9 protein-coding genes and 1 pseudogene are annotated in these 12586 nt (G+C 72.4%); 4 read left to right on the top strand and 6 right to left on the bottom strand.

Annotated elements, in window-relative coordinates; genetic code table 11:
* Nucleotides 1-82 precede the first annotated feature (82 nt).
* Both ACFVYK_RS31740 and ACFVYK_RS31735 read right to left on the bottom strand, forming a co-directional pair.
* On the bottom strand, nucleotides 83-586 hold the full coding sequence (locus tag ACFVYK_RS31740) for a hypothetical protein (protein WP_389779979.1): 504 nt from the start codon (nucleotides 584-586) through the stop codon (nucleotides 83-85).
* Nucleotides 587-971: 385 nt separating this feature from the next.
* Nucleotides 972-1622 (bottom strand): hypothetical protein, encoded by a 651-nt coding sequence (locus ACFVYK_RS31735; protein ID WP_389779950.1) that lies wholly within the window; start codon nucleotides 1620-1622, stop codon nucleotides 972-974.
* Nucleotides 1623-1865: 243 nt separating this feature from the next.
* Between ACFVYK_RS31735 and ACFVYK_RS31730 the strand changes: the two are divergent.
* Together ACFVYK_RS31730 and ACFVYK_RS31725 are read left to right on the top strand one after the other, a co-directional pair.
* A pseudogene (locus tag ACFVYK_RS31730) lies at nucleotides 1866-2078 on the top strand (helix-turn-helix domain-containing protein); the annotation flags it as partial.
* A 783-nt stretch (nucleotides 2079-2861) separates the two neighbouring features.
* Nucleotides 2862-3446 carry a hypothetical protein gene (locus ACFVYK_RS31725; RefSeq protein ID WP_389779981.1) on the top strand — a complete coding sequence of 195 codons (585 nt, stop codon included), beginning with the start codon at nucleotides 2862-2864 and terminating at the stop codon, nucleotides 3444-3446.
* Nucleotides 3447-3530: 84 nt separating this feature from the next.
* Here the strand turns inward: ACFVYK_RS31725 and ACFVYK_RS31720 are convergent, their stop codons facing one another.
* Complete coding sequence (locus tag ACFVYK_RS31720; RefSeq protein WP_389779948.1) at nucleotides 3531-5273, bottom strand: pyruvate dehydrogenase; 1743 nt, start codon at nucleotides 5271-5273, stop codon at nucleotides 3531-3533.
* A 62-nt stretch (nucleotides 5274-5335) separates the two neighbouring features.
* Nucleotides 5336-6301, bottom strand: coding sequence for a protein phosphatase 2C domain-containing protein (locus ACFVYK_RS31715; RefSeq protein WP_389779946.1), 966 nt, complete (start codon nucleotides 6299-6301; stop codon nucleotides 5336-5338).
* A gap of 2208 nt (nucleotides 6302-8509) precedes the next feature.
* Between ACFVYK_RS31715 and ACFVYK_RS31710 the strand changes: the two genes are divergently transcribed.
* Entirely contained in the window at nucleotides 8510-9493 is a 984-nt protein-coding gene (locus ACFVYK_RS31710; RefSeq protein ID WP_389779945.1) for a helix-turn-helix domain-containing protein, read from the top strand.
* Between the two features lie 149 nt (nucleotides 9494-9642).
* On the top strand, nucleotides 9643-10125 hold the full coding sequence (locus ACFVYK_RS31705; protein WP_389779944.1) for a DUF456 domain-containing protein: 483 nt from the start codon (nucleotides 9643-9645) through the stop codon (nucleotides 10123-10125).
* A 143-nt stretch (nucleotides 10126-10268) separates the two neighbouring features.
* Here ACFVYK_RS31705 and ACFVYK_RS31700 read toward each other — a convergent pair whose 3' ends face one another.
* Nucleotides 10269-10880, bottom strand: a complete 612-nt coding sequence (locus ACFVYK_RS31700) for a methylated-DNA--[protein]-cysteine S-methyltransferase (protein WP_389779943.1) — start codon at nucleotides 10878-10880, stop codon at nucleotides 10269-10271.
* Complete coding sequence (locus tag ACFVYK_RS31695; RefSeq protein WP_389779941.1) at nucleotides 10877-12262, bottom strand: bifunctional transcriptional activator/DNA repair enzyme AdaA; 1386 nt, start codon at nucleotides 12260-12262, stop codon at nucleotides 10877-10879. The genes ACFVYK_RS31700 and ACFVYK_RS31695 overlap by 4 nt, the downstream gene beginning before the upstream one ends.
* Nucleotides 12263-12586: the final 324 nt, after the last annotated feature.

Raw genomic sequence — 12586 nt, 5'->3', positions numbered from 1 at the left:
CCGCGGGCCGCCTGCGTCCCGGTCACCGCAGTTCGCCAGATTGGCCGGAACCCGGCGGTAGGCGCGAGCCTGGCGGGAGCCTTCAGCTGCCCTCGACGCCCTTGGTTCCGATGTGGAAGATCTTGTGGCTGCCGCGGGTCACGTCGACGATGAGCTTGGTGGTCTGGTTCCTGCTCCAGGTGAGGGTGACGACGGCCTCCGTGTGGTCGGCGGCGCCGTTGTCGGTGACCTTCCAGGCCAGCGGGACGTTCTGGGCCTGCAGAACACCGTTGGCGTGGTTCGCCTCCTCCCAGGCGTTCAGCTCCTTCTGGAAGGCCGGGGTGAGGTAGTGCTCGCGCAGCGCGTCCGCGAGCGGGCCACCGTCCTCGTCGGTCACCGCGTCGATGTAAGCGCCGTAGAAGTCGGCGACGCGGGTGATGTCGTCCGACGGCTTACCGCTGACGCTGCGCGGACCGCCCGCGGACGCCTGTGCCGTCACGCCGAGCCCGAGGGCCAGCGCGAGGCCGGCGGCGACAGCGGTGCGTCGGGTGCGCAGGCGAGCGGTGCTCTTGCCGGTGGTGCCTGCTGTGCTGGTCGTGCTGGTCATGCCGGTCTCGTTGGTGGCGTCGTCGTTCGTCATGTGCGTGTTCCCCGTGTCTCTCATGTGGTCGTGTGTGCTGGTCTGCGGTCTTGCGGTGGTGACGCGGTGGCGATGGCGGTGGCCGTTGCGGTGGCGATGGCTGTGGCGGTGGCCGTGGCGGTGGCGGTGGCGGTGGCGGTGGGATATCGGTGCCGTCGTGCGAGCTCGTCGCCTCTCCCGACCCCCGTGGCGGGAGAGGCGACGGCTCCGGCTTTTCACTGCGGCCCGCGGGTCGCACGGACGGCACGGATCGTGCGGACCGCGCGCATCGCAGCCGCGCGGGTCCTGCGGGGCGCGCGGGTTTGTGCGAGTTGTGCGGGGCGCGCCCGGTTCGGCCGTGTGCGCCGGATCGTCAGCGAAGCTTGTCGACGGCGGTGACGGTCGTCTTCTTGAACGCCTTCACCGGGGCGTCGCCGAAGTCACCCATCTGGCCCCAGTCGACGACCGTCACCCTCGTGCCGTCCCGGCCGACGGAGAGGAGCCGGATGTCGGTCGCACCCGAGGACGTCTCGGTGTGCAGGCCATAGACGTGGGCGCCCTCTTCGACGTCGAGCCGCCCGTAGTCCCTGAGGGTGGCCTCGGCCTCCGGGTCGGCTTGCTCGATCCGCCCGGCGCAGGACTTGATGTCCTGGTTGATCCGCGTGTACCGGCCCTTCGCCGCGCTGACGCTCGACGACTGGACGCTGACCTGACGGGCGCTCGCGTCGAGATCGGTGCGGAAGTCCCGGTGCCAGGAGTTCGAGCCGTCGCCCAGCGCCTTGGCGAGGCAGCGGTCCATCTTCACGTCGGGCGAGGCGCCGTCGGCGATCTTTCCTGCCGTCCAGGAGGAACCGGGGTACGTGGGAAGGTCCGCGGCCGAGAGGAAGCCCGGCCGCTGCGAGGCCGCGACGCCCGCCGGCGGGGCGAGCCCGGCGCCGAACGCGGAGTCGGCACCCGTGAGGGCGGTGAGCGTGGTGAGTCCGCTGAGCATGGTCAGCGTGGCGGCTCGGGTGAGCTTGGGCATGGCTGTCCCCCGTGGGTGTGACTGTGTGACTGTGGAGTGAATGCGTAGAGGTGGGGCGTCGCCACAAGGCCGGTCGGTCGGTCCGGCCCTGGTCGGGGCGACACCAAGAGCATCGGCGGTTCACCCGGCCCATGGCAACGGTCTTCGACCGATCGGCCGCGGTGGAACCATCCCAGGCCACCTGACGTGCAGATATACGAGTGCCTGGGATGACCGCCCGGGCCGGACGAGCCCGGGGGACCTGTGTCGACCGACGACTGTGTGAGCCATGTGACGGAGTTCGCGGCGCTGCTGACGGAGCTGAAGGGGCGTACCGAGCACAGCTACGGCGCCCTTGCGCGCCGCCTGGGCATGAGCACCTCGACCGTGCACCGCTACTGCGCCGGGGAAGCGGTTCCACAAGAATTCGCTCCGGCCGAACGGCTCGCGGAGCTCTGCGGGGCGACGCCCGAGGAACGCCTCGAACTGCACCGACGGTGGCTACGAGCAATCGCGGCACGACAGCCACCGCGGAGCACGCCAGCCAGGGAAACCATGGAGCAAGCGGTAACAGCAGCGACTGCTGGAGTGGCGGGAACAGGGGAAGCCGAGAGAACCGCGGAAAAGGCAGAAACGGTAGAGACAGCGGAAGCGGCAGAAACCGCAGCGTCATCGGACACAGCAACGGCCTGGTTAGCGACGGAAACAACAGAACCGACAGAAACGCCGGGGACGCCGGGGACGCCGGGGACGCCGGGGACGCAGCAAGCCTCGGAAACACCCGCAGTGGCCGAAGCCCCTGGTGCAGCCGGGGCGTCGGCAGACCCGACAGCCGCTGCTTCGGCGGTCACGGCAACTAAGAAACCGATTTCGAAGCAAGCACCGCCGGGCCCCCGGTACCGTCGACGCCGCATCACCGCCCTCATGAGTATCGCCTGCGCGCTCCTCACCGCCTTGGTCGTGTTGTCCGGACTGCCCGGCGACGACCACCCCTCGAAGCGGGACGACGCGGCCCGATCCGCCGCATCTCCCACCACCCCCTCTCCCCCGGCCTCCCCCGGCCCCTCCTCGACACCCATCCCGAGCACGGCCGCCTCCGCCAAGCCCGCGGCCCCCTCCCTCTCACCCTCTCCCCCTCCCTCTCCCAGCCACGGCGGAACGACGCCCGTGGCGCAGGCCGCTCCGACCGGCGGCGGGGCCGCATCAGCTCCCTTCACAGGCGTACCGCTCACCTGGACCGCCGACTCACAGGTATGGGCTATGGGGTGCGGTCATGACTACGTCATCGACAAGCCACCGGCGCAGGTTCCGCCGCCCCCGGTGGCGCAGGACGCCGGGTCCTGGGCGTCGGCGCAGGGCGCGGTGCACGGGCGGGAGACGAACGTCGAGATCGCGGTTCAGGGGCGCAGGTCGACGGCCGTCACGCTGACGGCGTTGCGAGTGCGGGTCGTCGGACGTGCGGCGCCGGCGCCCGGCACCGTGTACGCGATGGATCTGGGCTGCGGCGGCTCACTGACCAAGCGTTACTTCGCGGTCGACCTCGACGAGGACCTTCCCACCGCGCGCTCGGTCGCGGGCAACGACGCGGGCACGCCGATCCCGGCGGTGAGCCTGCCCTACCTCGTGTCCAGCAAGGACCCAGAGGTGCTGCTGGTCACGGCACGGACGGAGAACTGCGACTGCAACTGGTACCTCGAACTCGACTGGGCCTCCGAAGGCCGTACCGGCACGGTCCGCGTCGACGACCACGGCCGCCCCTTCCACACCACCAGCATCAAGGGACTGCCGCGTTACTGGTACAGCTCGGAAAGCGGAGAACGCCACTGGGTACCGATGACCGACTGATCGACTCGTCGACTGGCCGACCGGCCGACTGGCCGACTGGCCGACTGGCCGACTGAGTGTGGTCACGGTGCGGCCGGTCGTCCTTTAGAGCCGGGGCATGTTGCGCAGGTTGGAGCGGGCCATCTGCAACATGCGTCCTACTCCGCCGTCGAGGACGATCTTCGAGGCGGACAGGGCGAATCCGGTGACCATGTCGGCACTGACCCTGGGCGGGATGGAGAGGGCGTTGGGATCGGTGACGACGTCGACCAGGGCCGGCCCCTTGTGCCGGAAGGCGTCCTTCAACGCGCCGGCCAGTTGCTTGGGCTTCTCGACGCGTACACCATGGGCGCCGCAGGCACGCGCGACCGCGGCGAAGTCGGGGTTCTTGTTGCTGGTGCCGTGCGAGGGCAGACCGGCGACCAGCATCTCCAACTCCACCATGCCGAGGGAGGAGTTGTTGAACAGTACGACCTTTACCGGCAGGTCGTACTGGACGAGGGTCAGGAAGTCGCCCATCAGCATGGAGAAGCCGCCGTCGCCGGACATCGACACGACCTGGCGGCGGCGGTCGGTGAACTGGGCGCCGACGGCCATGGGCAGCGCGTTCGCCATGGAGCCGTGGGAGAAGGAGCCGATGACGCGACGGCGGCCGTTGGGCGTCAGGTACCGCGCGGCCCAGACGTTGCACATGCCGGTGTCCACGGTGAAAACGGCGTCATCGTCCGCGATTTCGTCGAGGACGGATGCCACGTACTCCGGGTGGATGGGAACGTGTTTGTCGACTTTCCGCGTGTACGCCTTCACGACCCCCTCCAGCGCGTCGGCATGCTTCTTCAGCATCCGGTCGAGGAAGCGCCGGTTGTCCTTGGTCCGCACGCGCGGGATGAGACAACGCAGGGTCTCGCGGACGTCGCCCCATACGGCGAGGTCCAGCTTCGAGCGCCGGCCCAGGTGTTCGGGCCGCACGTCGATCTGGGCGATCTTCACGTCGTCGGGGAGGAAGGCGCTGTAGGGGAAATCGGTTCCGAGAAGGATCAGCAGATCACACTCGTGGGTGGCCTCGTAGGCGGCGCCGTACCCGAGGAGACCGCTCATCCCGACGTCGTACGGATTGTCGTACTGAATCCATTCCTTTCCGCGCAACGCGTGCCCCACCGGGGACTTGATCTTCCCGGCGAGCGCCATCACTTCGGCGTGCGCGCCGGCCGTTCCACTGCCGCAGAACAGAGTGACCTTGCCGGCCGCGTCGATCATCTCGACCAGCGCGTCGATCTCGGCGTCACCGGGTCGGACGCTGGGACGGGCGGTTACGAGAGCGGTTTCGACGGCTTTCTCCGGCGCGGGCTGACCGGCGACGTCCCCGGGCAGCGACACGACGCTGACGCCGCCGCGGCCGACCGCGTTCTGGATCGCGGTGTGCAGCAACCGCGGCATCTGCTGCGGAGTGGAGACCAGCTCGCTGTAGTGACTGCACTCGCGGAACAACTGATCCGGATGGGTTTCCTGGAAGTAGCCCAGGCCGATCTCGCTGGAGGGGATGTGCGAGGCCAGGGCGAGTACCGGAGCCATGGAGCGGTGGGCGTCGTAGAGGCCGTTGATGAGGTGGAGGTTGCCGGGCCCGCACGAACCCGCGCAGGCGGCGAGTCTCCCGGTGATCTGGGCCTCCGCGCCCGCCGCGAAGGCGGCCGTCTCCTCGTGGCGGACGTGGATCCACTCGATGCCGCGGTGGCGTCGCACCGCGTCCACGACCGGGTTGAGGCTGTCCCCCACGACGCCGTAGAGGCGCTGCACTCCCGCGCGGACGACGATGTCCACGAACTGTTCGGCGACGTTCTGCTTGGCCATGGATCGACGCATCCCTTCGGTTTCCTCGGGTCGATCCCTCCACAGTGGCCGCGGCGGCGCGTTCACGCCTCCCAGACGGCCGCGGCCGTACGGTCGTCGGCGTAGCCCTTCACCCGCACCTGGGTGTCGGCGAGGAAGGCGGCCAGGCCGGGCGGGGTGGTGCCCGACCAGCGGCCCGTGAGATGCGCGGGCAGTCCGGGCTCGCCGCGCAGGGGGTCGGCCAGCCCGCCGGTGCACATCAGGAGCGTGTCACCCGGGCGGGCTATGGAGGCCCGGAAGCGGAAGGGCTCCCGAGGCGGTTCGGGCGCCGGGTCGTGGGGGTCCGGCGGTGTGGTGACGCCCAGGTCCATGGTGAGCCGGTCGCCCTCGGGCGTCTCGGCCGGCAGGGATCCGAACCCGGCCACCGGCTCACCGGCGACCGTGCCCACCGGCGGTTCGATGTCCCGCCAGACACCACCGCGCAGCCGGAACAGTCCCCCGCCGCCCACGCCGAAGAACACGCGCGTGCGGCAGTCCGGATCGGCGGGCAGCAGCAGGCAGCGCAGGGTGGCCGCGTACTCCTCGGGTGCCAGGCCCTGTTCCGCGGCGCCGGCGCGGAGCCGGCCGAGGCTGCGGTCGGTGAGCCGGTGCAGCCCCGACTTCAGGTCGCCGCGCCGGGCCGCCCTGATGTCCTCGGTCAGCCGGACATGGCTGCGGCCCACGGCCCGCCCGATCCACCGGCACACCTCGGCGGCCGCCCGATGCGCGCCCGGGGTCGCCCGGGCGCCGGTCGCCATCGCGACCAGGATCAGCGCGTGCTCGCCCGTCCCGAAGCGAGCGGTGAGCAGCGAGTCACGGCGCGGCTCCCCCCGGTACCGGGCCGAATCGCCCCGCACGGACGCGGCCCGCAGCGTCCAGGCTCCGTAGCGGGCCCCGTCCAGGACGGTGTCGGCGACCAGGTCGTCCAAGGCGTCCGGATCGGCGGGCGGGAGGGCGGTGGGCTCGGCGTCGTAGGTGGGCGGCCCGGAACCGACGTGGTCCTTGGCCACGGGAAGAGCGGGAAACGCGAGGACGGTGGGCGGGTGGTCGGGCGGGGCGGGCTCGGAAACTCGGTCCGGGGCACGGTCCGAGGCCGGGGCCGGGGCGAGGACGCCGTCCGCGGATGAGGCGGGGCCGGCGGCCGGAGCGCAGGCGTGGTCCGGGGCGGAACCGTGGTCGCGGGCAGAGGCGGACGACGGATCAGCCGGGGCGAAGGAGGGCGCCTGGCCGTCGGCGTGGACCGTCGGGGCCGTCGGGGGCGGCGGTGCATGGGCCGGTGGGGGCGGCGACGCGGGCGCAGGCGGCGGCCCGGCGGGCACGGGAGGCGCGGCGGGTGCGGGCGGTGCCGGAGGTACGGCGGGTGGGACGGGCACCTCGGGAGGGAGTGCGGGTGCAGCGGGTGCAGCGGGTGTGGCGGGTGTGGCGCGTGTGGCGCGTGTGGCCGACGCGGGAGGGGGAGCGGGAGCGGGCTTGGACGGTGCGGTCGTCGGCGCCGCGGGCGAGGTGGACGCCGTGGGTGGAGGGGGCGGGGTGGACGCCGTGGGTGGAGGGGGCGGCTCGGGTGAGGGAGGAGTCGTAGGTGAGGAGAAGCGCGGCGGGCCCGTTTCGAAGGCTGGGGGCGCCGTCTGCGACGACGACGCACCGTCGTCGGTCCTGTCGGGTGCGGGGCCGCCGCCGTCCTGGAACGGCTGCTCGGCGAACCCCGGCGGCAGCGGGCCGGGCGGAAAGTCCGCGCGATCGGACGGCACGTCCGGCGGTGGCGCCCAGGGAGCATGGACGCGAGGCGGCCGTGGGGGCCGGCGGTCGGTGAGGGCGGCGAGATCAGGGGCGATCGGACGGGCGGGCTCGCTTGGTTCGCCGGGCCGGCTGACGTCGCCCACCTGCGGGTCAGCGACCGCCGCCCCGGCGTCCACCTCCGCGGCTGGCCGAGGCCCCGGATCCGCCGCGATGGGAGCGTCGGCCTCGGCCTCGGCATCTGCGTAGCGGTTGGGGTCGGGGTTCGGGTTGGGGTTCGGATTGGGGTTGGGGTTGGGGTTGGGGTTGGGGACAGCGGACCGCTCGAAGGCGTCCCGCTCGCGCTCGCCGCCGGAGCCCGTGGCCGGGTCCGGCCGGGCGCCCCAGCCCAGATCCCCCCTGGCATCGGTGCTTCTCGGGGGCGGAACGGCGGCGGCCCTCGACGACGGGGGCTGCCCTGTCGGCGTCACGCCGGGCGAGGCCCACCAATCGGCCTGCGCGCCGGCGCCGGGCCGTTCGGCGCGCGGCGACGGCACTGGGCCGGGATCGACGGCATGGGAGCCGGCCTGGCCGTCCGCCCCACCGCTCACGGCGTCACGTCTGGTCGACGAGTCAGCCGCGTCGCCGTCCGGGTAACGCCCAGGGGACGACGGGCCCCACCCGCCCCCCGAGCCATGCCTGACCGACTGTTCCCCTGCGTGATACGGGCCCCGAGCCCTGTCAGGGTCCCGTGCCCGGTCAGGGTCCGGTGCGTTGCCAGGGTCCGGTGCGCTGTCGGGGGCCCGTGGGTTGTCACGGTCCGGTCTGCCGTCCGGATTCCCCACGCCCGCCGCAGCCCTGGTCCCGTCGTCGCCCGGGCGCAGGTCGTCGGTCCCGCCCGCGGAGACCACCGTTCCGGCGGCCGAGGCGAAGCGGTCGTCCAGTGAGTCGGCGGCGGGCGCGGGTCCCGTGTCCTCGGCGTCGTCGTCGTACAGCTGCCCCCACCAGTCGTCCTCGTGACGGGTGGGCCTTCCCCCCTGCTGGCTCATGCCCCTGATTGTCCACCGCACGGGCCGCAGGAAAACGGGGCATCCGGAAAATGCGCTCCGCCAAGGGTGTCGAACAGTTTCGCGAGCGGTGTCCGAGGAGCGGCCGACGGTCGTGCGGCGCGCGGCGGGGAAGAGGCGCCGGGCGGTTCCACCCCCCACGGGAGAACCGCCCGGCGACTCGGGTGACCAGGGCTCGAGTCCCCCAGTGCGCCCCTGCGCGTCAAGAGCCCGGGTCACGTCTCGCAGACCTCGAAACGCTGCGTGGCAGCCGTGCCGATCCGGGCGTGCACGGCGTTTCCGGACGCCCCACCGACCTGATCAGTGAGTGATCACATGTTCCCGCCGTGACCACACCTTGGCAGAGTGACCGGCGATACGGCGATGATGTGTCACGGCGGGTTTACGCCGTGGCTGTTTCCCGCCATTCAGGGGACGTCTGAGGAGGGACGGCACGCCATGCTGGGAGCGATAGGGCTCGACGAGACGCACGAGTCCGCGTACCGGGCGCTGGTGTCGGTGGGCGCCGCGAACGTCCCCGATCTCGCCCGCCGTCTGACCCTGGGCGAGCACGACACGGAACGCGCGCTGCGTCGGCTCGAACGGCACGGCCTGGCGGCTCAGTCCTCGGGGCGGCCCGGACGCTGGGTCGCCGCACCGCCGGGCGTCGCCCTGGGCGCTCTGCTCACCCACCAGCGGCATGAGCTGGACAAGGCGGAGCTGGCGGCCGCCCTGCTCGCCGAGGAGTACCGCGCGGCCGCCGCCGAACCGGCGGTTCACGACCTGATCGAGGTGGTGACGGGCGCCGCCGCCGTCGCCCAGCGCTTCCTGCAGCTCCAGCTCGGGGCGAGCGACGAGGTGTGCGCGCTGGTCACAGGGGTCCCGGTGGCCGTCAGCGGCAGCGAGAACGACGCCGAGGAGCGGGCCGCGGCCCGCGGGGTGCGCTACCGCGTCGTACTGGAGCGGGCCGTGCTCGACCAGCCGGACGGCATGAGGGAGCTGAGCGCCGCGCTGGCCCGGGACGAGCAGGTGCGGGTGGTGGACGCCGTGCCGACGAAACTCGTGGTCGCGGACCGCTCGCTCGCCCTGGTGCCGCTGACCGGCCGCTCGGCGGAGCCCGCCGCGCTGGTGGTGCACGCCAGCGGCCTGCTCGAGCTGCTGTCGGGGCTGTTCGAGTCGGTGTGGCGCGAGGCGCTGCCCTTGCGTCCGGGAGCCGCCGGCGTCGCCGAGCAGGAACCGGACACCCCCGATGCCGCGGACCTGGAGATCCTCTCCCTGCTGCTGGCGGGGATGACCGACGCGAGCGTGGCCAAACAACTCGACCTGGGGCTGCGGACGGTGCAGCGCCGGGTGAAGGGGCTGATGGAGCTGACGGGAGCGACGACCCGGCTGCAACTGGGCTGGCACGCGTACGAACGCGGCTGGGTGACCCGGGAACGGTAAGGGCGACGGAGACTGGAACGGTGGAGAAGCCGTTTACCAGCGTTCCCACGCCCGTCTGTCAGTCCGGACGGCCGTCCGGACTGACAGACGGAGAGCAGTCCTGAACGTCTTGATCTGCGCGTTCTCTCTCCCTCGGGCACTCTGGGCAGATGGGAGTGTGGGAACTCCTGCTGGTCGGACTGGTCATTCTGCTCGGCCTGTGCGGAGTGCTGGTGCCCGGCGTCCCAGGTTCGTGGCTGGTGTGGGCCGCGGTCCTGTGGTGGGCGTTGGACGATCCGCGCCCGGTCGCCTGGTTCGTCCTGGTAGGCGCGACAGTGACGCTGTTCCTGTCCCAGGTCGTGCGCTGGGTCCTTCCCCCTCGCCGACTACGCGAGAGCGGCGCGACCCCCCGGATGGCCGTGTACGCGGGGTGCGGCGCGTTTCTCGGCTTTCTCCTGCTCCCGGTGCTCGGCGCGATCCCCGGCTTCATGGGCGGCGTCTACCTCTGCGAACGCCTCCGCCTGGGCCGCCACGGCGAGGCCCGGGCGGCACTGCGGACAGCGATGCGATCGGGCGGCTGGAGCGTACTGGCCGAACTGTTCACCTGCCTGCTGATCGCGGGCGCATGGCTGGGGGCGCAGCTCGGGGGCTGACGATGGCGGACGGGGCCCGGTCGCGATCAGTGAACAGTCGCGATCAGTAACCGGTTGCGATCAGTAACCGGTTGCGGGTCAGTAACCGGTTGCGAGTCAGTTGCTGGCCGGTCGCGAACGCGGTTCGGGACGTTCTCGGCCGCTCAGACCGAAGCGGACGGGAGCACCCCTTCCAGAGTCAGCAGCCGCACCTTGCGCTCCAGCCCGCCCGCGTATCCGGTGAGGGAGCCGTCGGCGCCGATGACCCGATGACAGGCCCGCACGATCAGCAACGGGTTCGCCCCGATGGCGCCGCCGACGGCCCGTACGGCCATCCGCGAGGCGCCGACCCGTGCGGCGACCTCCCCGTACGTGATGGTCGCGCCGTAGGGGACGGAGTCCAGGGCGGCCCACACCTGCTCACGGAAAGCCGTGCCGGCGCTGCGCAGTGGAAGCCGGAACTCCTTGAGGTCGGCGGCGAAGTAGGCGTCGAGCTGTTCCCGCACGGCCCGGAAGGGACCGGGATCGTGCCGCCAGTCCGCCTGCACGGTCCGCCCGCGCTTCTGCCCGGTCACGGAGAGGGAGGTCAGGGCTCCGTCGGGGTCGGCGGTGAGCAGCAGCGGGCCGAGAGGGCTCTGCACACTCGTCCAGTACGTCGTCGCGTCCGGCTGGATTCCCGGGGCCGTCCGGCCGGTCGGGGTGGGGTGTTCGGTGTGTTCGGTGTGTTGCGGCTGAGTCGGTCGGGTCGGTTGGGGCGGCTGGGTCAGGTCGGTCATCGTTCCTCCGCGGCGCGCAGATGGTGCAGGGCGTAGGTGCGCCAGGGGCGCCAGGTGTCGGGGACGTCCGCGTCGGGCGGCGCGGCGTCGGGATCGCCGAGGGCGCGGGCGCGGATCGCCGCGACCGTCCCGGCGTCCAGGCCGGGCAGGGCCAGCAGTGCAGCTTGGGCGTCGTCCCGGTCGACGCCCGGGTCCAGTCGTAGGGCGCCGTCGGCGAGGGCCGCGACGAGAGTGCCCAGCGGGCCGTCGGGCTCGGACCCCGCCAGCACGGCCGGCTCGGGGAAAAGATGGGTGAGAGTCCCACAAGGGGCGTCGAGGACCTTGCCGTAAGCGTGCACGAGACGCTCCGCCCCGACCCGGCCGACGAGTGCCCGCACCGCGTACTCCTCCGGGTCGGCCGCCCCGGGAGCACGCAGGCCGGGGCGGGCGGCGACCAGCGGGGCGAGTCGCGGATCGGCGCCGAGCCGCTCGTCGACCGCGTACGGGTCGGCGTCGAGGTCGAACAGCCGACGCAACCGCTGGACCGCGGTGGTGAGGTCCCGGGGGTCGGTGAGATGCAGCCGGGCGTCGAGCCACCCGCCCGGATGGACGGACGAGTCCCGGCCGCGGTTGCCCGCTCGCTCGTCCACGGCGACGATCCCGGTGCCGTACGGCAGCCGCAACGTGCGGCGGTAGGTGCGCCGGCCGGTCGGCCCGCTCACCTCCTCCACCCCTGCCACGGCCTCACGCTGCAGCAGGTCGAAGACCGTCCTCGCCTGATACGGACCCCGGTGGGCCAACCGCAGCGGGATTCCTGCGGAGGGCGTGGCGGTTCGACGCGGCGCGCGTACGGCGGCCCGCAGCCCGGTCGGAGTCGTCGCGTACACGGCCCGGACGGTGTCGTTGAACTGGCGCACACTGGCGAACCCGGCCGCGAATGCGATCTCGGTGACGGGCAGCGCGGTCGTCTGCAGCAGCACCCGCGCGGTGTGCGCGCGCTGCGCGCGGGCGAGGGCGACCGGTCCCGCGCCGAGCTCTGCGGTGAGCTGTCGCTGCACCTGACGAGCGCTGTAGCCGAGCCGGTCGGCCAGCCCCCCCACACCCTCCCGATCGACGACTCCGTCGCCGATCAGACGCATCGCCCGGCCGACGACGTCGGCCCGCGCATTCCACTCCGCTGAACCGGGCACGGCATCCGGACGGCACCGCCGGCAGGCCCGGAACCCGGAGCCCTGTGCGGCGGCGGCCGTCGCGAAGAACCGCACGTTGCGACGTTTCGGCGTCACAGCCGGGCAACTGGGCCGGCAGTAGATGCCGGTGGTCTCGACGGCGAAGAAGAACTCGCCGTCGAACCGGGCGTCCCTGCTGCGGACCGCTTCGTAGCGGGTTTCCTGGTCCGTCATGGGTTCCAGTCTCAGCCCACGCCGAGTCCCCTGCTAGCGGAAATCGGACGTGACGCTGGATACGACGCAGCCGCGCCCCCGAGCTCGACCACGTCACCGCTCGCCTCACGTCCCACGTCGTTGCGTGCCCACGCGCCCAGTCCCCTCCTGCCCGTCTGCCCACGAGCCCACGAGTCCACGAGCCCACGGGGAACGGGGGCACGGGGGAACGGGGGAACGGGGGAACGGGGGAACGGGCCCACGGAAGATCGTAACGATGGGCGACACGAGGCGCGGGCACGGCGGGAGCGGGCCGTGCCGCCGGGGCACGGCCCGCTTGCCGCG

This window comes from Streptomyces sp. NPDC058291 (assembly GCF_042880855.1).
GTDB lineage: Bacteria > Actinomycetota > Actinomycetes > Streptomycetales > Streptomycetaceae > Streptomyces.
This window is presented reverse-complemented; position numbering and strand designations above follow the sequence as displayed.

Coding starts and splice junctions, on each gene's coding strand:
- ACFVYK_RS31740 (WP_389779979.1), bottom strand. CDS start 586: ATGACCAGCACGACCAGCACAGCAGGCACCACCGGCAAGAGCACCGCT.
- ACFVYK_RS31735 (WP_389779950.1), bottom strand. CDS start 1,622: ATGCCCAAGCTCACCCGAGCCGCCACGCTGACCATGCTCAGCGGACTC.
- ACFVYK_RS31725 (WP_389779981.1), top strand. CDS start 2,862: ATGGGGTGCGGTCATGACTACGTCATCGACAAGCCACCGGCGCAGGTT.
- ACFVYK_RS31720 (WP_389779948.1), bottom strand. CDS start 5,273: ATGGCCAAGCAGAACGTCGCCGAACAGTTCGTGGACATCGTCGTCCGC.
- ACFVYK_RS31710 (WP_389779945.1), top strand. CDS start 8,510: ATGCTGGGAGCGATAGGGCTCGACGAGACGCACGAGTCCGCGTACCGG.
- ACFVYK_RS31705 (WP_389779944.1), top strand. CDS start 9,643: ATGGGAGTGTGGGAACTCCTGCTGGTCGGACTGGTCATTCTGCTCGGC.
- ACFVYK_RS31700 (WP_389779943.1), bottom strand. CDS start 10,880: ATGACCGACCTGACCCAGCCGCCCCAACCGACCCGACCGACTCAGCCG.
- ACFVYK_RS31695 (WP_389779941.1), bottom strand. CDS start 12,262: ATGACGGACCAGGAAACCCGCTACGAAGCGGTCCGCAGCAGGGACGCC.